Annotated in this window: 21 protein-coding genes and 1 pseudogene; 10 read left to right on the forward strand and 12 right to left on the reverse strand. The window is 74.0% G+C overall.

Annotated elements, in window-relative coordinates; genetic code table 11:
- The first annotated feature begins 36 nt into the window (after window positions 1-36).
- Together ACA514_RS32115 and ACA514_RS32120 are read left to right on the forward strand one after the other, a co-directional pair.
- Window positions 37-1,254 (forward strand): PucR family transcriptional regulator, encoded by a 1,218-nt coding sequence (locus tag ACA514_RS32115; protein WP_375045020.1) that lies wholly within the window; start codon window positions 37-39, stop codon window positions 1,252-1,254.
- 106 nt (window positions 1,255-1,360) lie between these two features.
- A complete protein-coding gene (locus ACA514_RS32120; protein ID WP_375045021.1) occupies window positions 1,361-2,965 on the forward strand; it encodes an AMP-binding protein in 1,605 nt (534 codons plus the stop codon).
- A 103-nt stretch (window positions 2,966-3,068) separates the two neighbouring features.
- Here the strand turns inward: ACA514_RS32120 and ACA514_RS32125 are convergent, their stop codons facing one another.
- Window positions 3,069-3,497 (reverse strand): ATP-binding protein, encoded by a 429-nt coding sequence (locus ACA514_RS32125; protein WP_375045058.1) that lies wholly within the window; start codon window positions 3,495-3,497, stop codon window positions 3,069-3,071.
- Between the two features lie 377 nt (window positions 3,498-3,874).
- Here ACA514_RS32125 and ACA514_RS32130 point away from each other — a divergent pair, with 377 nt between their 5' ends.
- Together ACA514_RS32130 and ACA514_RS32135 are read left to right on the forward strand one after the other, a co-directional pair.
- On the forward strand, window positions 3,875-5,086 hold the full coding sequence (locus ACA514_RS32130; protein WP_375045022.1) for an acyl-CoA dehydrogenase family protein: 1,212 nt from the start codon (window positions 3,875-3,877) through the stop codon (window positions 5,084-5,086).
- 195 nt (window positions 5,087-5,281) lie between these two features.
- Entirely contained in the window at window positions 5,282-6,469 is a 1,188-nt protein-coding gene (locus tag ACA514_RS32135; RefSeq protein WP_375045023.1) for a hypothetical protein, read from the forward strand.
- A gap of 4 nt (window positions 6,470-6,473) precedes the next feature.
- On the opposite strand, the gene ACA514_RS32140 is transcribed toward ACA514_RS32135, so the two are convergent.
- From ACA514_RS32140 to ACA514_RS32160, 5 genes are all read right to left on the reverse strand, one after another.
- A complete protein-coding gene (locus tag ACA514_RS32140) occupies window positions 6,474-7,085 on the reverse strand; it encodes a DUF4232 domain-containing protein (protein ID WP_375045024.1) in 612 nt (203 codons plus the stop codon).
- A gap of 106 nt (window positions 7,086-7,191) precedes the next feature.
- Complete coding sequence (locus ACA514_RS32145) at window positions 7,192-8,457, reverse strand: PucR family transcriptional regulator (RefSeq protein WP_375045025.1); 1,266 nt, start codon at window positions 8,455-8,457, stop codon at window positions 7,192-7,194.
- Window positions 8,458-8,837: 380 nt separating this feature from the next.
- Complete coding sequence (locus tag ACA514_RS32150) at window positions 8,838-9,968, reverse strand: serine hydrolase domain-containing protein (protein WP_375045026.1); 1,131 nt, start codon at window positions 9,966-9,968, stop codon at window positions 8,838-8,840.
- Between the two features lie 117 nt (window positions 9,969-10,085).
- Window positions 10,086-10,328, reverse strand: coding sequence for a hypothetical protein (locus ACA514_RS32155; RefSeq protein ID WP_375045027.1), 243 nt, complete (start codon window positions 10,326-10,328; stop codon window positions 10,086-10,088).
- A 4-nt stretch (window positions 10,329-10,332) separates the two neighbouring features.
- The gene (locus ACA514_RS32160; RefSeq protein WP_375045028.1) at window positions 10,333-10,632 is read right to left on the reverse strand and encodes a hypothetical protein; all 300 of its coding nucleotides are present in this window, start codon (window positions 10,630-10,632) and stop codon (window positions 10,333-10,335) included.
- Window positions 10,633-10,756: 124 nt separating this feature from the next.
- On the opposite strand from ACA514_RS32160, the gene ACA514_RS32165 reads away from it, so the two are divergent.
- Window positions 10,757-11,500, forward strand: coding sequence for an SDR family NAD(P)-dependent oxidoreductase (locus ACA514_RS32165; protein ID WP_375045029.1), 744 nt, complete (start codon window positions 10,757-10,759; stop codon window positions 11,498-11,500).
- A gap of 76 nt (window positions 11,501-11,576) precedes the next feature.
- Here the strand turns inward: ACA514_RS32165 and ACA514_RS32170 are convergent, their stop codons facing one another.
- Window positions 11,577-12,194 (reverse strand): TetR/AcrR family transcriptional regulator, encoded by a 618-nt coding sequence (locus tag ACA514_RS32170; protein WP_375045030.1) that lies wholly within the window; start codon window positions 12,192-12,194, stop codon window positions 11,577-11,579.
- An 84-nt stretch (window positions 12,195-12,278) separates the two neighbouring features.
- On the opposite strand from ACA514_RS32170, the gene ACA514_RS32175 reads away from it, so the two are divergent.
- Window positions 12,279-13,052, forward strand: coding sequence for a glucose 1-dehydrogenase (locus ACA514_RS32175; RefSeq protein ID WP_375045031.1), 774 nt, complete (start codon window positions 12,279-12,281; stop codon window positions 13,050-13,052).
- 15 nt (window positions 13,053-13,067) lie between these two features.
- Here the strand turns inward: ACA514_RS32175 and ACA514_RS32180 are convergent, their stop codons facing one another.
- The 3 genes from ACA514_RS32180 to ACA514_RS32190 are packed head-to-tail and all read right to left on the reverse strand — an operon-like array spanning window position 13,068 to window position 15,031.
- Window positions 13,068-13,802, reverse strand: a complete 735-nt coding sequence (locus ACA514_RS32180; RefSeq protein ID WP_375045032.1) for a cupin domain-containing protein — start codon at window positions 13,800-13,802, stop codon at window positions 13,068-13,070.
- Between the two features lie 16 nt (window positions 13,803-13,818).
- A complete protein-coding gene (locus tag ACA514_RS32185) occupies window positions 13,819-14,385 on the reverse strand; it encodes a TetR/AcrR family transcriptional regulator (RefSeq protein WP_375045033.1) in 567 nt (188 codons plus the stop codon).
- 37 nt (window positions 14,386-14,422) lie between these two features.
- Window positions 14,423-15,031 carry a LysE family translocator gene (locus ACA514_RS32190; protein ID WP_375045034.1) on the reverse strand — a complete coding sequence of 203 codons (609 nt, stop codon included), beginning with the start codon at window positions 15,029-15,031 and terminating at the stop codon, window positions 14,423-14,425.
- A gap of 23 nt (window positions 15,032-15,054) precedes the next feature.
- On the opposite strand from ACA514_RS32190, the pseudogene ACA514_RS32195 reads away from it, so the two are divergent.
- Window positions 15,055-15,474: pseudogene (locus ACA514_RS32195) on the forward strand (helix-turn-helix domain-containing protein); the annotation flags it as partial.
- A gap of 70 nt (window positions 15,475-15,544) precedes the next feature.
- Here the strand turns inward: ACA514_RS32195 and ACA514_RS32200 are convergent.
- A complete protein-coding gene (locus ACA514_RS32200; RefSeq protein ID WP_375045035.1) occupies window positions 15,545-16,126 on the reverse strand; it encodes a TetR/AcrR family transcriptional regulator in 582 nt (193 codons plus the stop codon).
- A gap of 95 nt (window positions 16,127-16,221) precedes the next feature.
- On the opposite strand from ACA514_RS32200, the gene ACA514_RS32205 reads away from it, so the two are divergent.
- From ACA514_RS32205 to ACA514_RS32215, 3 genes are all read left to right on the forward strand, one after another.
- Window positions 16,222-17,172: an SDR family NAD(P)-dependent oxidoreductase gene (locus ACA514_RS32205; protein WP_375045036.1), complete on the forward strand. Its 951-nt coding sequence runs from the start codon at window positions 16,222-16,224 to the stop codon at window positions 17,170-17,172.
- A 72-nt stretch (window positions 17,173-17,244) separates the two neighbouring features.
- On the forward strand, window positions 17,245-17,742 hold the full coding sequence (locus tag ACA514_RS32210; RefSeq protein ID WP_375045037.1) for a nuclear transport factor 2 family protein: 498 nt from the start codon (window positions 17,245-17,247) through the stop codon (window positions 17,740-17,742).
- A 9-nt stretch (window positions 17,743-17,751) separates the two neighbouring features.
- Window positions 17,752-18,798, forward strand: a complete 1,047-nt coding sequence (locus ACA514_RS32215; RefSeq protein WP_375045038.1) for a hypothetical protein — start codon at window positions 17,752-17,754, stop codon at window positions 18,796-18,798.
- Between the two features lie 25 nt (window positions 18,799-18,823).
- On the opposite strand, the gene ACA514_RS32220 is transcribed toward ACA514_RS32215, so the two are convergent.
- Window positions 18,824-19,024, reverse strand: coding sequence for a DUF397 domain-containing protein (locus tag ACA514_RS32220; RefSeq protein WP_375045039.1), 201 nt, complete (start codon window positions 19,022-19,024; stop codon window positions 18,824-18,826).
- Between the last annotated feature and the right edge of the window lie 24 nt (window positions 19,025-19,048).

Raw genomic sequence — 19,048 nt, forward strand, 5'->3', positions numbered from 1 at the left:
GTATCACAAGGTTCCATCGAGCCGAGGAGCCGTTCGATGACACACGCCGTGCTGGACGTCCGTCCGTTCGAGCAGATCCCCCGGCGGCTGGCCCGCCGGATGCGGCCGCTGGTCGCCGGCGCCGCCGCCGAGGTCCTCGCCGACGTGCGCCGGGGCGGCCCCGGCGGCGTCCCGCCCGGCGACGGACGCGGCGCCGCGGAGATCCGGGCCGAGATCGTCGCGGGCCTCGGGCACTTCCTCGACCTCGTCGACGATCCCGGAACGGCCTGGGACCGGGTCGCCGCCGCGCACCGCGCGCTCGGCCGGGACATGGCGGCGCGGGGCCGCGACCTCGAGGAGACCCACCGGGCGCTGCGCCGCACCGCGCGCGCGGCCTGGCGCGCCCTGACCGCGCTCGCCGAGTCGCTGGAGGTCGACCGGGAGACCCTCGGCCTGATCGCCGACGCGCAGTTCGCCTACATGGACGCCGCCGCCGCCGAGGCCGTCCGCGGCTGGGAGGCCGCCCGGCCGGACGGCGCGGCGGACGGCCGGGACGCGCTGCGGCGCCGCCGCGCCCGGCTGCTCGGCCTGCTGCTGTCCGGCGCCGGCGCGGAGGAGATCGCGGACGCGGCGCGCGGCGCCCGCTGGCGCGTCCCGCGCACCGTCGCCGCCGTCGCGCTGCACCCGCGCGCCGACCCCGGCGAGGACGGCCCGTTCCCCCCGCTGCCGCCGGACGTGCTCGCCGACCTCGCCGCGTCCGAGCCGGCGCTGGTCCTGCCCGACCCGGACGGCCCGGGCCGCGGCCGGGTCACCGAGGCGCTGCTGCGCGACTGGATCGTGGCGGTCGGCCCCACGGTGCCGCCCGCCCGGGCCGCCGAGTCGATGCGCTGGGCGCGGCACGGGCTCGCGGTCACCCGGCGCGGGCACATCGACGACGGCGCGGTCGTCCGCTGCCTGGACCACGTCCCGCTGCTGGTGATCTTCACGGCGGAGGACCTCATCGCGCACGCCGCCGACTCCCGGCTCGCGCCGCTGCGCGGCCTCGGCCGCGCGCAGGCCGACCGGCTCGCCGAGACGCTGCTGTCGCTGCTGGAGAGCAACTTCAACGCCACCGAGGCGGGCGGCCGGCTGCACGTCCACCCGCAGACCGTCCGGTACCGGCTGCGGCACCTGGAGGAGCTGTTCGGCGCCGACCTGCAGGATCCGCGCCGCTGCCTGGAGCTGGAGATGATCCTCAACGCCCGCGCCCGCACCGGCGCGTTGTCAGGAGCCTGACAAGCCCCCGCCCGAACACCTGCGTTGAGTCGCAAGAGCCGCGCCGCCCGCCGTCCGTACGGTCGAAGCCCCACTGGAGCAGGCGTCGGACGACCGGGAGCGGCAGATGAGCGGACGATCGGAGTTCGGGCGGCGCACCGCGTCGGTCGCGCGGGCGGGCGGGATGTTCGTCCGCAGCGGGCTGTGGCGCCCCGGGCCGCCGCTCCGGGTCGCCCGGCAGCTCGGCGCGCTGCGCCGCTGGGGCACCCTGCTCGGCGGGACCGTCGCGTCCGCCGCCGCCCGCGACCCGGGCGCGGTCGCGATCGTCGACGACCACGGCGAGCTGACGTACGGGCAGGTCGACGCCCGCACCGACCGGCTCGCCGCCGCGTTCGCCCGGATCGGCGAGGCGCCCCGCGTCGCGGTGCTGTGCCGCAACCACCGCGGCATGGTCGAGACGCTCGCCGCCTGCGGCAAGGCCGGAGCCGACCTCGTCATGCTGAACACCGGGATGAGCGCCGAGCAGCTCGCCGCGGTCGTCCGGCAGCAGCAGGCCGACCTGGTCATCGCCGACGCCGAGTTCGGCGGGTTCCTGTCCGCGCTGCCGAAGACCGTCCGGACCGTCACCGCCGGCTCCCCGGACGCGGAGCTGGAGACGCTCATCGCCACCGCGCCCGCCGGGCCGGTCGGGCCGCCGTCGCGCACCGGCCGGACGATCGTGCTCAGCTCCGGCACGACGGGCCGCCCGAAGGGCGCCGACCGCCGCTCCCGCCCCGGCCTGCAGCCCCTCGCGTCGATCCTGTCCCGCATCCCGTACCGGGTGCACGACCGGATGTTCATCGAGGCGCCGCTCTTCCACACCTGGGGATACGCGATGCTGCAGATCGCGGTGTCGCTGCGCGCGACGATCGTGCTGCGCGCCCGGTTCGACCCGGAGCTGACGCTGCGGACCGCCGAGGCGACCGGCGCGACCGCGCTCGTCGCCGTCCCCGTCATGCTCCAGCGGATCATGGAGCTGCCGGACACCGTCCGCGCCAAGTACGACACCTCCGCGCTGCGGATCGCGGCCGTCAGCGGCTCCGCGCTGCCCGCCGCCCTCGCCACCGCGTTCATGGACGCCTTCGGCGACGTCCTCTACAACCTGTACGGGTCGACGGAGGCGTCCTGGGTCACCATCGCCACCCCCGCCGACCTGCGCGCGCACCCCGACACCGCCGGCACGCCGCCGCCCGGCACCCGCGTCGCGATCTACGCCGACGACGGCCGGCCCGTCCCGCCGGGCGCCACCGGGCGCATCTTCGCCGCCAACGAGCTGCTGTTCGCGGGCTACACCGGCGGCGGCACCAAGGAGATGCGCGACGGCCTGATGAGCCTCGGCGACCTCGGCCACCTCGACGCCGCCGGCCGGCTGTTCGTGCACGGCCGCGACGACGACATGATCGTCTCCGGCGGCGAGAACGTCTTCCCCGGCGCGATCGAGGAGGCCGTCGCGGCGCTGCCGCAGGTCCGCGAGGTCGCGGTCACCGGCGTCCCGGACGCGGAGTTCGGGCAGCGCGCCGCCGCCTACGTCGTGCTCCGCGACGGCGAGACCCTCGACGCCGACGCCGTCCGCGCGCACGTCCGCGACCGCCTCGCCCGCTTCGCCGTGCCCCGCGACGTCCACTTCATCGACGCCCTGCCCCGCAACGCCACCGGCAAGGTCGTCCGCCGTTCCCTGAGCCCGCCCGCCTGATCGAGGTCGCGGCTCGGCCGCCGGCCACGGGCAGGCACGCGGAGCGAGCCCTGCGAGCGCAGCGGGCATGCCCGCCGGCGGACGGGCTGTTTCGCGCGGAGGGCTAGCGGAGCGGGAAACGGTCCGTCCGCCGTGACGGGGGTTCCAGGGGGTCGTCCCCCTGGGAGACTAGGAACCAGAGGCGGGTGCGGTGGGGGGTCTGGTCGAGGCTCCACTCGTCGGCGAGGGCGTCGATGACGGTGAGGCCGCGGCCGTGGTCGAGGCGGCGGCGGCCGTGCAGGTCGTCCCGGACGGGGCCCTCGTCGGCCACCTCGACGCGCAGCCGGCGCCCGTCGGTCTCGACGGTGACGGTGATGGTGCCGCTGCCGTGCAGGACGGCGTTGGCGATCGCCTCGGCGCTCATCAGCTCGACGTCGTCGAGCAGCTCCTCCCGCGCGACGACCTTCGCGGCCAGCTCGCGCACGGTCCGCCGCGCACGCCGGCCCGCCGCCGGGTCGCCGACGAAGCCGAACGGTTCGCCGAGCCGTTCCATCGCAGTCACCGCATCACCACATCGAATCGGAAGCGCACTGCAATCATTCACCTGCGGTGCGTGATCGGCAATGCGCCGGACGAGCCGATCTCGGCCGGTCCGGGACGCGGCCGCCGGGCCGGGCGCCGCGCGCCGTGTCGCGGGCGCGCGTGAACCCGGCCGGGACCGGTCCAAAGCCCGGTACTCGACCCTTCGGCGGGAGCCTACGGTATGGATCACCGCGCCATCGCCGCCTTGCGAAAATGGTGAACGGCCGCCGCCGCACCACTCAGCCGCCCGCACAACCCGGTGCCGAACTGATCGGCCGAACGTACGGCGCGGGCCGGTCCGCGCCTCTAGCGTCGGCGTCAGGCGACGGACGGCGAAGGGGCCGGGCTATGACGTTCTCACTGGAACTCGACGAGGAACTCCTCCAGATCCGCGACTGGGTGCACGGGTTCGCGCAGGACGTGATCCGCCCCGCGGCGGCCGAATGGGACGAGCGGGAGGAGACGCCCTGGCCGATCCTGGAGGAGGCCGCGCGGATCGGCCTGTACTCGCTGGACTTCTTCGCGGCGCAGTCGCTGTCGCCGACCGGGCTCGGCATCCCGGTCGCGTTCGAGGAGCTGTTCTGGGGCGACGGCGGCATCGGCGAGGCGATCGCGGGCACCGGCCTGGCCGCCGCGGCCGTCGCCACCAGCGGGACTCCCGAGCAGGCCGAGGAGTGGCTGCCGGCGATGTTCGGCACCCCGGACGACGTCGCGGTCGCGGCGTTCTGCTCGTCCGAGCCGGACGCGGGCAGCGACGTGTCCGCGATCCGCACCACCGCCGTGTACGACGAGGCCAAGGACGAATGGGCGCTGGACGGCACCAAGACGTGGGCGACGAACGGCGGCATCGCGCGCGTCCACGTCGTCGTCGCGTCCGTCGACCGGGACCTCGGGTCGCGCGGGCAGGCGAGCTTCGTCGTCCCGCCGGGCACGCCGGGCCTGGAGCAGGGGCAGAAGTTCCGCAAGCACGGCATCCGGGCGTCGCACACCGCCGAGGTGGTGCTGCGGGACGTCCGGGTCCCCGGCCGGTGCCTCGTCGGCGGCAAGGACCGGCTGGACGAGCGGCTCGCGCGCGCCCGCGAGGGGCGGCGCGGGCGCGGCCAGGTGTCGATGAAGACGTTCGAGGCGACCCGTCCGGCGGTCGGCGCGTCGGCGGTCGGGATCGCCCGCGCGGCCTACGAGTACGCGCTGGACTACGCGCGCGAGCGCGAGCAGTTCGGCAAGAAGATCGGCGACTTCCAGGCCATCGCGTTCAAGCTCGCCGACTGCAAGACCGCGATCGACGCGTCCCGGCTGCTGGTGTGGCGGGCCGCCTGGATGGCGGCGCGGGGCATGGCGTTCGAGAACGCCGAGGGGTCGATGGCCAAGCTGGTGGCGAGCGAGACGGCGGTGCGGGTGACCGACGAGGCGATCCAGATCCTCGGCGGCAACGGCTACACCCGCGACTACCCGGTCGAGCGGATGCACCGCGACGCGAAGATCTTCACGATCTTCGAGGGCACCAGCGAGATCCAGCGCCTCGTCATCGGCCGCGCCGTCACCGGCCTCCCCGTCCGCTGAGCCCGTCCGGCACTACTCACCCGGGCGCGGAAATCCGCTCGATTCTCCGTGTCCCGGCTCCAATCGCCGGACGCCTTCGCCGTGTCACCATCCGTTTCGACCGTGTTTATCGCCCGGTGAGCGGCCGCATAGGGGGTACCGCCCGCCGGGAGCCGCCTCTGGCTCCGGTTGGGGCCCACCCCCGGAGGTGCGACCGTGAACACCAGTGAGATCGTCTGGGCCGCCGTCCTCGCCTGCACCGCGCAGGCCGTCTTCTTCGTGGCCTTCGTCCTGTTCAAGACGGCCGTCGGGCGGATCGGGCCGATCGGCGGCCGGCGGCCGCTGCACGCCGCCGGGCTGCTGCTGCGCAGCCCCCGCTGGGTCGCCGGGGTGCTGGTCGTCCTCGCGGGGTTCGCGCTGTTCGCCGGCGGGCTGACCGCCCTGCCGGTCGTCGCCGCGCTGCCCGCCTACGGCCTCAGCCTCGTGCTGCTGCTGGTCGTCGGGATGAGCGGGTTCGGCGAGCGGCCCACCTCCCGCGAGTGGCTCGCCGTCGTCATCGTCGTCGCGGCGATGGTCACCGCCGCGCTGTCGGTGCTGCCCGCGCACGGCGAGCCGCTCGCCGACGCCCTGCACCGGCCGGACGGCGCCGGCGCCGCGCAGGCGCTGCCGCTGTGGAAGGCCGGGCTCGTCTTCGTCCCGTCGCTCGGCCTGCCGCTGTGGATGTTCTTCCTGCGGGACCGTCCCGTCGCCGGGCGGCACGCCCGGCCGATCACCGGCATCGCCTACGGCCTCGGCGCGGGCGTCCTGCTCGGCGCGACCGAGGTCTTCGGCCAGGGCATGGCGTTGATGCTCGCCGGGCACCGCGGGACGGCCGTGCTGTCGTCCCCGCACCCGTACCTGTTCGTGCTCGCGGGCGTCCTCGGCCTCGGGCTGCTGTCCCTGGGGCTGCAGCGCTGCCGGCTCACCATCATCGTCACCGTCGTGACCGTGACCGCGAAGACGCACCTCCTGCTGTCGGCCACCCTGCTGTACGGCGAGCCGTGGCCGCACGCGCCGGCGCTGTTCCTGCTGCGGGTCGCGGGCGTCCTGCTGGCGGTCCTGGCGCTGCTCGCCTTTCCGCGGCATGAGCGCCGCTCCGCGCCCCGAACGTCCCGCCCGGTCCGCTCGGTCCGTCACGCCGCCGCGCCTGCGCTCGCCGCGCCGACGCCTGCCGTGCCTGAGCGGCCGGAGGGCTGGGCGGCGCCGCGTCCGGCCGGCCGGTACGCCAGGACGCCCACCCGGTTCCCGGACGACCCGTCCGCCTACCCCGAGTCGCCGCTGGAGAGCCCGCCCCCGGCCGGCTGGCCGATCGTGCGGCCCGTCCAGCCGCCGGACAGCCCCGCCCGCTTCCCCGCGGGCGGGTGAGCCGTCACCGCCGGACGGGCGTCCAGGCGGTGCTCTCCAGGCGGCCGGTGTTGCCGAGGTCGAGGGGGCCGTTGGACGGGAGGACGAGGACGGGCCGCCCCGGCGCGGGGCGGACCTCCAGGTAGCTGCCGCTGACGGCCACGGTGGTCGACTCGGTGACCAGGTTGCGCCAGACGATCACGAAGCGGGCGGACTTGCCCGGCGCGACCGTCACCGGCTTCGGTCCCGGGTCCTTGACCTCGTGCGTCCCCTTGATGGGCCGCACGTCGAACGGCTCGCGGTTCTTGTCGAGGACGCGCAGCGCGGGGTAGCCGTTCAGCTTGTACGGCCGCTTCCCGCAGTTGCGCAGCTCGACCGAGGCCGCGCGCAGCCCCATCGCCGCGTCGGGGATGTCCATCGAGAGGCTGACGCCCTCCGCGGAGCAGGGCGTCCGCGTGGTGGGCGTGGGCGACGCCAGGGTGGGTGCGGGGGCGGGCCCGCGCGTCGCGGCACCGGTCGTCGGCGGGACGCCGGACGCGGTGCCCGTTTCCGACCCGCACGCTCCCGCGCCGAGCACGGCGGCCAGCGCCGCCGCCGCCACGGCGGACCGCCGCAAACCCCCCGAGGTACCGTTCACCCGCCGATCATCCCAGACAAATGCCGCGAAACACCCGTCCACCTGTGCTTCCGCACAAGATCGGCACATCCCGGCGGGGGCGCCGGTCCGGCGCCCCCGCCGGTGGTCACTTGAGGCGGCGCAGCTGGGACGGGGGATGCGAGACGGCGGTCGGCCGGCGCGGCGCGGCCGCGGGCCGGCGGGAGCGCAGGAACGCCGCCCGCAGCGCCACCTCGATGCCGAACCGGGCCTCCGGGTCCGCCAGCTCCTCGCCGAAGGCCTGCTCGATCTTGCGCATCCGGTACCGGACGGTCTGCGGGTGGATGTGCAGCAGCTCGGCGATCTCCGCGGCGGTGCCGCGGGTGACCAGCCAGGTCCGCAGCGTCTCGGTGAGCCGGTCCTGCTGGCCGGGGGTCATCCCGTCCAGGATGCCGAGGCGGCGGCGGGTCAGCTGCTCGACGAGCGCCGGGTCCGACAGCAGCCACAGGGCGACGAGGTTCTCCTCGCAGAGCACGACCGGCTCGTCGTCGAAGACGCCGTCGAGGGCGAGGGCGAGGGCCTGCCGGGCCCAGCGCAGCGAGTCGGCGGCCTGCGCCGGCGGCACGGTGAGGCCGACCGCGGCGCGGCGGCCCGGGACCGCGGCCTCCAGCATCGCGCGCCGCCCGGCGGTGAACGGGCCGGGCACCAGCAGGTGCGGGGACGCGCACTCCAGGTCGGCGAGGACGTCCTCGTCCAGCGCCGTCCAGACGCAGCGGGCCTCGGGCTCGACGGCGACCAGCGTGACCTCGGCCGGAACGGTCCAGCCCGCGGACTCGGCCGCCGCCGCCGCGTCGAGGCCCGGCTCGTCCACCAGGCGGTGCAGGAGGCGGCGGCGCCGCTCGTCCAGCGCGGGGATCGGGCGGGCCCTGGCCCCCAGGTAGCCCTCCAGGGAGGCCGCGGCCAGCTCGTCCAGGTAGACGAACAGGGCGTCGGCGAGGCGGGACATGACGGCGGAGGAGATGTCGTGGCGGGGCGCGACCTTCATGACGCGGCGCCACGCGACCTGCCCGCCGATCCGGTAGGCGGCCTGGAGGCTGTCCATGCTGCGGCCCTCGTGCGCCTCGTACTGGCCGAGCATGCGCGCGGTGTCGGCGCAGACGTCGGCCGCGGGCGGCGCGCCGGGGGGCGCGGCGACGCGGTCGGCGAACGCCGACAGGCTGTGCTCCACGCTGATCCGCAGCACGTGCCCGTACGGCCCGTCGATCGGGCGGGCGTACTCGGGGATGGCGCGGCGGATCTCGGTGACGATCTCCTCGGCGAGGCTGGGCAGTTCGGGACGCATGATCCGGGCGAGCCGCGGCGGGAGCGCGGCGGAGCGCTCGGCGAGACCTCCATGGTCGAGGGTTCTGGTCATCGGGCACCTCCGTCACCGCGTTCCGCGGGGGCCGGGGAGCGGGGGGTCGGGGTGGGGGTCGCCCCTCCCGGCCCGGCCGGCGCGGGCGGCGGTAGTTCGAGACCGCGGGCGGGGGTGGGGCGCGCCGAGCGGGGACCCCCGCGCGCCGTCCGTCCGCGGTCCAGGACGTTTCGACGGTACGCAGGGGGACCGGGGGCGTTCTGTAGAGGAAAAGAACAAATCCCGGTACGCGCTGCTCACCTGCTTATAACCAAGCGCTTGTCGTCCGGTGTAGGCCGCTGACCTGTGCGTCATCGACAAAGCGCTGCATAACAGGCCATATCTCGATTATTTATCGCCGGGTGTTAGAAAATGATTCATATTGGCCGGCCGCGCGGCGGTCAGGCGCAGAAGGCGGTGTCGGCGGCCTTGGCGAGGTCGGCGCGGAACGTCTCGTCGTGCTCGTACTTGGACTCGTTGTAGGTGATGATCGCCTGGCGGTTCCCGTCGCGGCTGGTGTAGGTCCAGGTCCGGTAGCCGGGGAAGCCGCCGTCGTGGCCCCACGCGTAGCCGCAGGAGAACCTGATGCGGGCGGCGCCGAGACCGTAGTCCTCCACGACGCCGTCGTCGTTGACGGGACGGACCGTCCGCATCTCGCGCATCTGCTTCGCGGGCAGCAGCCTCCCGGTGAACAGCGCCCGGTGGAAGCGGGCCACGTCGTCGACGGTGCTGACGATGCCGCCGGACGTGCGGGCGCTCGACGGGCTGATCAGCGTGCTGACGTCGCCGTACTCGGCGTAGTAGCCGTGCACGTACGGGCCGGGGAACGCGGTGTCCGTCGTCGGGTAGGAGGTGTGCCGCAGCCCGAGCGGCGTGAAGATCCGCCGCCGGAACTCGTCGCCCACCTCGTGCCCGGTCGCCTTCTCGATGATCATCCCGGCGAGGATGTAGTTGGTGTTGGAGTAGTTCCAGCTCGTCCCCGGCTCGTACAGCGGCGGCGTCTCGGTCGCGATCGCGACGAGTTCGGCGGGCGTCCACGTCCGGGACGGGTCGGTCATCACGCGCGGGTCCGGCGTGTAGTCGTTCAGCCCGCTCGTCTGCGCGAGCAGCTGCCGGACGGTGATCTTCGACCCGTCGTTGCCGTTCGCCCTGACCAGGCCGGGGAGCCACTCGTCCACGGTGTCGTCCAGGGACAGCCGGTGCTCGGCGGCGAGCTGGAGCACGACCGTCGAGGTGAACGTCTTGGTGACGCTGGCGACGCGGACCAGCAGCCGGGCGTCCATCGGGGCGCCGGTCGCCTTGTCGGAGACGCCGGACGTGACGTGCGAGACGCGGCCGCCGCGCCGCGTCATGACGATCACGCCGGGCGCGCCGTCCGCGACCAGCTTGTCCGCCCGCTCCTGCACTTTCGCGTCGAGCCGCCCACTGTGTGAGCGCGGTCCGGCGGCGGCGTTGGCGGCGGGCACGGCCGCCGCGGTGAGCGCGGCGGCGGCCAGCGCGGTGGACAGGACGCGAACCGTCATGCGTGCCATGGGGGTCTCCTCGACGCCTCGGAAGCTGTTGTGATCAAGGCTTCCGGTCCAGGGGCCGCCCCACACTGGCCCTGGACACCGTCCCGGGGGTGTACCTACCGACACCCGCCGGGTTCCTCAGCCCGCTTCGGTGCTGAGCGTTCGTGCCACGGACCGGCGGGCCGCGAGGCGTGCGGGCACGGCCGTGAGCGCCGCCGTCGCCAAGGGAGCGGCGAGCGCGGGGACGAACAGCCACCACGTAGGAGGCATGGCGGTGTTCTGCGCGGAGAAGAGCAGCACCAGGAACAGCCCCGAGGGGACGCCGATGAGCGCGCCGGGCAGCGTCGGGACAGGCCGCGCGTCTGCATCACCGCGCCGCACTCGTTCATGCGTCCTCGGATTCGTCGACGACCTTCGACCAGACCCGCTCGCAAGCCTCCAACCAGCGCAGATCGGCCTGCAGCCGCAGCGCGACCCCCTCCAGCAGCAGGGCGGCGGTCGAGCCGTCCGGTTCCGCCGGCAGCGCGCGCTGCGCCTCGCCGAGCCGCCGCCGCAGCTCGCGGCGCTGCGCGTCCACCAGTTCCACCGGGTCGGCGAGCCGGGCCGCCGCGGCGGCGGCGAGTTTGAGGTGGAACTCCGCCAGGTTCGGCTTCGGCCAGTTCACCTCGGTGAGCCAGGCGGACACCCGCTGCTGCCCGGCCGGCGTCAGCGCGTAGACCTTGCGGTCCGGCCGGTCCGGCAGCCCCTCCGCGCGTTCGGAGACGACCAGTCCGGTTAGGGTTCCCGGAGATCAAGGAAGGGAGGCGGCCATGGCCGCTCTGGAGAACCGGACCGCCGTCGTGACGGGCGGCTCGCGCGGCATCGGCCGGGCGATCGTGGAGCGGCTCGCGCGGGACGGCGCGCGGGTGGTGTTCAACTACGCCCGGAGCGAGGAACCCGCCGCCGAGCTGGTGCGCGCGGTGCGGGAGGCGGGCGGCCACGCCCACGCGGTGCGCCTCGACCTGGCCGAACCGGGCGCTGGGCAGCGGCTGATGGAGACGGCCGAGGAGCACCTGGGCGCGCTGGACGTCCTGGTGAACAACGCCGCGCTGAGCTTCACCCCCACCCCGCTCGCCGACACCGAAGAAGAGCTGTTCCAGCAGGTCATGGCCGTCAACCTGACGTCGGTCTTCCTCACGATCCGGCATGCCGCCCGGCACCTGCGCGACGGCGGGCGCATCGTGAACCTCTCCACCGTCAACACGGTGCGTCCGGCCCCCGGCATCGCGCTCTACGCCGCCAGCAAGGGCGCCGTCGAGCAGCTGACCGCCGTGGCGGCGATGGAGCTCGGGCCGCGCGGGATCACCGTGAACACCGTGTCTCCGGGCGCGACCGACACGGACCTGCTGCGCGGTTCCAACCCCGAGAAGGTGCTGGAGGCGGTCGCCGCCGGCACCCCGCTCGGCCGGCTCGGGCAGCCCTCCGACATCGCCGACGTCGTCGCCTTCCTCGCCGGTCCGGACGGCGGCTGGATCACCGGCCAGAACATCCGCGCCACCGGCGGCCTCGCCTGACCGCACCCCCGCCGAGCAGCGCCCGCTCGCCTTGGACGGCCTCAAGACCCGGTCGTGACGAGCGGCGGCCGGCCTTTCAATGTGGTGCCCGGGGCCAGGCGTTGAGGGCCAGTTCGGCGGTTGTGGTCAGTTCTTCCCTGGTGGCGCCGTCGCGGGAGCGCTGCGACATGCCCTGGATCACCATGGCGAAGTATGCGGCCAGTGAGCGGGGGTCGGCGGTGGGCGGCAGTTCGCCCGTCTGCCGCGCCTTCCGCAGGCGGGATTCGAAGGTGACGAGGTTCCTGTTGCGCAGGTCGCGCAGGAACGTCTCGACCTCGGCGTCCTGTGGAGCGATGTTGGTGGCGGCGCAGATCGTCAGGCACCCGGCGGGGTGGGACGGGTCGGAGTAGATGGCCGCGGCCTCCCGCAGGATGCGGGCGAACGCGCCGTAGGCCGTGGGCTCCTCCTCCAAGGCGTCGCCCATGAACGCGCCGGCGGGCGAGCGGCCGTAGTCGCGGACGACCTCCTCGAACAGGGACTTCTTGTCCGTGAAGGCCGCGTACAGGCTGCCGGGCCTGATGCCCATCGCCTCGGTCAGCTCCCCGATGGAGGTGGCCGCGTAGCCGCGCTCCCAGAACAGCCGGGTGGCCGCCGCCAGCGCCGCGGTGCGGTCGAACCCGCGCGGTCGTCCTCGCCTCGTGCCCGATTCGCTCACCCCTCCATTTTAGAGTGCTCGCTCAAGAATGTGTGCTACGTTCCTTCTTGAGTGATCGCTCAAGAATTGAAGGGAGTCGACGGCATGGGCGGACGGGCATTGGACGGCAAGGTCGCGCTGGTCACCGGGGGCAGCCGGGGCATCGGGCGGGCCATCGCGCAGCGGCTCGGCCGGGACGGTGCCACCGTCGCGATCACCTACGCGCGTGACGAGGCGGCGGCGCGCGAGGTGGTGGAGCGCATCGGCAAGGACGGCGGACGCGCGTTCGCCCTGCGGGCGGAGCTGGGCCGGCACGGTGACGCGGCCGCTCTGTGGGCCGCCTTCGACGCCGAGGGCCGTGAGCACGTGCCGGACGGCGCCGTCGACATCATCGTCAACAACGCCGGCATCGGCCGCAGCTCGGACCTGGCGTCGCTGACCGAGGAGCAGTTCGACGAGGTCTTCGCCGTGAACGTCCGCGCGCCGTTCTTCGTCGTCCAGGAAGGGCTGAAGCGGTTGCGCGACGGGGGCCGGATCATCAACGTCTCCAGCGGCGCGGCCCGTCTGGCCATGCCGGAGATCATCGCCTACGGCGCCACGAAGGGCGCCCTGGACACGTTCACCCTCAACCTCGCCAAGGAGTTGGGGCCGCGCGGCATCACGGCGAACTCGGTCGCCCCCGGCATCATCGACACCGACGTCAACGCGGACTGGCTGCGCGGTGACCCGGAAGCGGAGGCGCAAGCGGCCTCGCTCGCCGCACTCGGCCGCGTCGGGCGGCCGGAGGACGTGGCCGACATCGTGGCCTTCCTCGCCTCCGACGACGCCCGCTGGGTGACGGGGCGGGTCGTCGACGCCACGGGCGGCTCCGGCCTGTAGCTCAGCCGGGCGGCGTCAGTGGTCGGGGAATGTGAGTTCGGCGTCCTCGCCGGGGGCCAGGGGGAAGTAGCCGAGGAACGTCACGCCGTCTTCCCGTGCGTCGAAGCGTGCGATGCGCGTGTTCTCGGGTTCGTAGAACACGTCTCCGGGGCCGAGCACGGACGCCGGTTCGCCGTCGATCTGGTAGATCACCGAGCCGGTCTCGATGCTGCCGAACACCGGGCCGTTGTGGACGTGGAGCCCGGCGGCGTGTCCGGGCGCGATGGTGATGCGGCGGACCTGGACCCGCTGCGTGGTCCGCGGCGCCGGCAGGAGCTGGTCGAGCACCACTGAGCGGGTGACCGGCGGGACGTCGTCGTCGTCGCGGTGGTACTCGTCGTCGGTGACGGGGGCGCCCGGTTCGGACGCGGTGCCGTCGGCGGAGATCGGCTCAATGGCCAGGTGAGTCATGGGAGCGGCGGGGGCGGCGCCGTGCCAGTGCCATTCGCCGGGGGCGATGCGCACGGTGTCGCCCGCCCGGATCGTCTCGACGGGCCCGCCGCGGCGTTGCACGCGTCCGGTGCCTTCGGTGACGACGAGCACCTGTCCGAGCGGGTGGCGGTGCCAGACGGTGCGGGCGCCGGGTGCGAAGCGGACGCTGTCGATCTGCGTGCCCACCTCGGGCTTGGCGACGGGCTCGATCCAGGCGTCGCCGGTGATCCATTGGGACGGCGCGGCGACTGCGGCGGCGGACTGCCGGGTGATGTCCATGGTGGCCTTCCTTGGGTCAGTGGACGGTGCGCGCGCCGAGGAGCGCGAGGATGCCGGTGACCGCCTGGTCGAAGGGGTCGGTGGTGCCCGCGGCGCGGGCGAGGACGTATCCGCCCTGGAGGGCGGCGACGATCGCCGCCGCGGTGGACGCGGGGTCGACGGCGGCGTCCAGTTCGCCGCGGTCGATGCCCTCCCGCACCACGGCCGCGAGACGCGCGCGCAGCCAGCTGAAGGTCTCCTCCACGGGCGCGCGGAGGGTGGGGACGGCCATGACGTCGGGGTCCTGGGTCAGCCGGCCGATGGGACATCCCCGCAGGACGTCGCGTTCCCGGCGCAGGTACGCGGTGATGCGCTCGACCGCCGTGCCGGGGCCGGACAACTGCGCGTCGACGGCGGCGCGCATCTCGTCGGCGGTACGGCGGATGGCCGCCTGCGCGAGGTCCTCTTTGCCGGTGAAGTGGTGGTACATGCTGCCCTGGCCCGCGCCGGCCCGCTGCTGGATGGTCTTCGGGCTGGTGCCGACGTAGCCGCGTTCCCACAGCAGCGCGCGCGTGCTCTCGACGAGCCGTTCCCTGGTGCTCACGCGAACAGTGTACATACCAGTAGGTACAGAGATGCGCTCAGCCGTGCGGGACGACGAAGAGGATGGCCGAGGCCGCCAGGAGGGCGGCCATCGTGCAGCGGAAGACGAGCCATGTCCGCGGGGTGCGGAGGAAGCGCTGGAGCGCGGCGCCGAACGCCAGCCAGGGCAGGCAACTGGGCAGCGCGGCCAGCAGGAACAGGACCGCGAAGACGAGCGCCTGGTTGAGGGCGCTGCCCTTGTGCTGGTCGAGGAACGTGGCGTCGGCCGCGGTGGCGATCAGCCAGCCTTTGGGATTGGCCCACTGGAAGGCGGCCATGCCGAGGAAGCCGGTGGGCGCCTCCGCGGCCTCCTCGGTGTGGTCCGCGGTCGCGATTCCCCAGGCCGTCCAGCAGAGCAGCGCGGCGCCGCCCCATTTCAGGGTCTCGAGCGTCCAGGCGTGGTCGAGGAGGAGGCCGCCGAGTCCCAGGGTGACGGCGAACAGCATGGAGGTCATCCCGGTCACCTGTCCGAGCAGGCTCTTCATGCCTCGCCGCACGCCGACCCTGGCGCCGACAGCGGCCAGCAGCACGTTGCTGGGGCCGGGCTTTCCGGCGGCCACCGCGGTGAACGCCACGAAGGCCATCGCCTGGGCCAAGGAGGCTTCCATGGGTTCCTCCGTAGACTCCGCTTATGGCACGCAGTGTGGCCGATGCGCGCGGCGGCGGTCTTGAACGTTCGTGCCGTCCGGGCGAGTGGGTGGAGGCCGGCGGACCGGTGGACGGCGTGGAGCTGTTCCGCGCCCGCCTGCGCGGCCGTCCGTATGGCCGGCATCGGCACGACGTGTACGCCGTCGGCGTCACCGAGGTGGGGATCCGGACGTCCGACGCCTTGGTTCTCCAACTCGCGGAGGGCCTGCTCCGCTGCGGCGCGGGCTCTCGCGTCCGCGCCGTGCCGGGCCCCTACCGGTACTCGGTGATGCGCCGCCTCGACGTGGCGCGGAGGCGGTTGCGCGAAGGGAGGCCCTTGGCGGAGACGGCTCTCGCGGCGGGCTTCGCCGACCAGGCCCACTTCACCCGCATGTTCAAGGCGGCCTTCGGCATGCCCCCCCGGCCGCTACGCAAGGCTCAACAGAACGCGAGGGTGACGGGCGCCTCGACGTCGCGGTGCGGACCGGGCGGGCTCAGAGATCGGGCCAGCCGCGCTGGAGGTGGGCGAAGGCGGTGTCCAGCGCGGCGGGCGGGTCGGGCTCCGTGCCGGCGATGTCCGGGATCTCCAGGACGTAGCGCGCGAGCAGGCGCAGGGAGACGTCGTCCGCGTCGCGGCCGGTCTGCTCGGCGATGACGCGGGCGAGCGTGGACTCGCAGCCCGTCCACAGGGACCGGGCGTAGGCCCGCAGGGCCGGGGTGGAGACCACGAGTTCGGCGATGCGCCGGGACTCGGGGGCGGGGTCGGGATCGAACGGGCCCCGCGTGGCGAGGAAGTCGCGCAGGGCCCGCAGGACCGAGACCCCCTCGGGACGTTGCCGGACCGCGGCGGCCAGAGCCTGCTCGCGTTCCGCGCCGTCGCCGAGGACCAGCGCCTCCTTCCCGCCGGGGAAGTGTGCGAACAGCGTCGACACCGCGGTGTCCGCGGCGTCGGCGATCTCGGCGACGGTGACCTGGGCGAACCCCCGCTCCAGGAACAGCCGCCGCGCCGCCGCGGCCAGGGCCCGGCGGGTGGCGGCCTTCTTGCGCTCGCGCCGCCCCGGCGCCGTCTGTGCCATGCCGCCAGCGTAGCGGTGGCCGGAAGCACTACGAAGTTATAGTGATTATGATTCCGAAGTGACTTCGATTATGTTGCGAGAATGAGGGAGCCGTCATGCCGCCTGTAGCCCGGTCCCGGCACTGGGACGTCCATCGGCCGCCGCGCGCCGAGGGCAGGACCTTCCTGGTCACCGGCGGCAACGCGGGCATCGGATACTTCGTCGCCGAGCAACTCGCCGGCACCGGGGCCACCGTCGTCCTCGGCAGCCGGGACACCGCCAAGGCCGACGCCGCGATGACCTCGATCCGTTCCCGCGTCCCCGGCGCCCGCCTGCGCCACCTGCGGCTCGACCTCGCCGACCATTCCACGCTGAAATCCTCCGTGGACGCCCTGGACGCGGACCGCCTCGACGCGGTCGTCTGCAACGCCGGCGTGCTGCTCGACGACCCGCAGCCGCGCCGGACCCCGGGCGGCCACGAGTTGATGTTCGCCACCAACCACCTCGGGCACTTCGCGCTGGTCCGATGGCTGATGCCGCTGCTCGCCGCCGCGCCCGCAGGCCGCGTTGTCACCACCGGCAGCTTCGTCGGGAAGTCCGCACAACTGGACCCGGACGACCTGCAGAGCAGCCGGGACTACCAGCCCAAGCGGGCCTACGGCCGCTCGAAACTGGCGCAGATGCTGTTCGGTTTCGAACTCGACCGCCGGCTGCGCGCCGCCGGCGCCACGACGCTGAGCGTGGTGAACCATCCCGGCGGCGCGCTGGACTCCCTCACGCCGTCCCGGCCGCCGGTGCACGTCCGGACCACCGGCCGGCGGCTGCGGAGCCTGCCCGCCGGTCTGCTCCTCCAGGGCAAGGAGGCCGGCGCGTGGCCCGCCGTCCGAGCGGTCCTCGACCCGGCCGTGCAGGGCGGCCAGATGTGGGGTCCCCGCGTGCTCGGATTCCGTGGCGAACCCCGACTCGAACCCGTCCGCGGGCGACTGGCCGACACCGCGCTCGCCGCCCGCGTGTGGGCCGATGCCGCCGACCTCACCGGCACCGACCCCGCCTCCGCTTTCGGCTGAAGCCCGCCGGCTGCAACCAAGCCCGGTGTCTTGGGGTTTCCAGCACGGTGCCGGTGAGAGGAGCAGCAGGTGATGACCGAGGGACCTTCGGCGGCGTGGACGGTGATGGAGAGGTTCTACGCGGCCGAGGCGGCGTATGTGGCCGCAGGCGGATACGGCCGGGCGAGCTATGAGCAGGCCGCCGCATGCCTGGACCCGGAGGTGGTGCTGCACCAGGCTCCCGGCCTGCCGTTCACGGGAACCGGGACGTGGCGGGGCCGGGACGGCATGGAGCGGTTCCTGGCCCGCTTCAGCGAGGTCTGGGAGTCGATGGAGTTCCTGGACCAGCAGCACTGGGGCGAAGGCGACACCGTGGTGGTGCGCAACCGGGTGCGGTTCCGGGCCAGGGCCACCGGCCGGGAGGTCGAGACGCTGATCTTGCAGCTGATCCGCGTCCGGGACGGGCGCATGCTCGAATGCCGCCCCTTCTACTGGGATCCGGCCGCCATCGCCGAAGCGTGCGGCTGGGCGGGCCCGCAGGGGGACGCGACGATCCCGAGCCGTCCAGCGAACCGGACCCCCGATCGGTAGCATCCCCGGATGCTGTCTCCCATCTCCCCGTTGCTGTCCAGCCGCGCGCCCGCCGGGATCGACGCCTTCGACATCGTGCTGCATGACGGCCGCCCCATGTTGGTGAGCGACGCGCTCCACACGTGGGATCTGCGCGCGGACCGGTGGACCGCGTTCGACCTCGCCGCTCCGTGGCCGCCAGAGGCGCGGGCCGACTACATCGACATGCGGGCGGTCGGCGCGGTGGTGGTCGACGGACGGGTCGTGGTCGGCGGCGGTGGCGATCACCAGGGCTTCGCGCAATGGGACCTGGACAGCGGCGCCGTGCGAACCTACGTGCGCGCTGACCACGGCGGCGTGGCGCACGTGGCGACCCTCGAAGCGGCGGGACGGACGCTGTTCATCGCCGGTGGCACCGGCCCGGCCGTGCACGTCTGGGACGCGACGCGGCGCGACCCCCTACCGGTGGCCTTCGAGGACGATGCCGAGAACGAGCCCATCGCGTTGGATCAGACCGAACCCGCCGGTGTCGCCGCGGGACTGCTGCGGGGCCGCCCGGTCGCGGTGACCGAGTCCGACAACACGGTGCTGGTGTGGGATCTGAGCGACGACGAGCCGGAGACCATGGTCGCCTTCGACGAACCCGACGAGGACGAACTCGTCGGCCTCGTCGGCGAAGAGGAGGCGGAGCGGCTCGACTGGCGGCTGGCCGCCGTGACCGCCGTCGGGCTGTCCGGCGTGGCCGGCCGGGAGTCGGTGCTCGCCGCGACGGGCGGGGTCCTGCTGTTCGGCGACCCGGACACCGGACTGTGGGACGAGACGTTGGTGCTGCCCGGAGGCCCGACCGAGCACCTGGACGCCGCCGTCGCGGGCGGCCGCGCCGTCGCGGTGACCGGAGCCGAGGACGGCACCGTCCGCCTGGTCGACCTGGAACGGCGCGCCCTCGTCATCCCCCCGTTCCAGGCCCACGAGGGCGAGATCGTCGGCGTACGCGTCCTCGAACTCGACGGACGCCCGGTCGCGCTCACCGTCGGCCGCGACGACCACGTACGAGCCTGGCCGTTCACCGCCTCCTGACGCTGGACGGTCCCTGACCGCCCGATCAGAGGTCCAGCTCACCGCGCTTGGCACATGCGATGAGCCGGGCGAAGCTCCCGGGCGTGAGGGCGAGGTGTCCCGCCTCGCGGGCTTTGCTGTCCCTGATCCCCCGCCGGTCTGCGAGCGCGGCGACCTCTACGCAGTCCTGGCCTCCGACACCTCCGGTGCCGCTCCTGCTGGCCTTGCGCCAGACGGGCTTGCTCACTGCACGCTCTCCATCCGGTTGGGG

This window comes from Actinomadura sp. NTSP31 (assembly GCF_041951385.1).
GTDB lineage: Bacteria > Actinomycetota > Actinomycetes > Streptosporangiales > Streptosporangiaceae > Spirillospora > Spirillospora napierensis.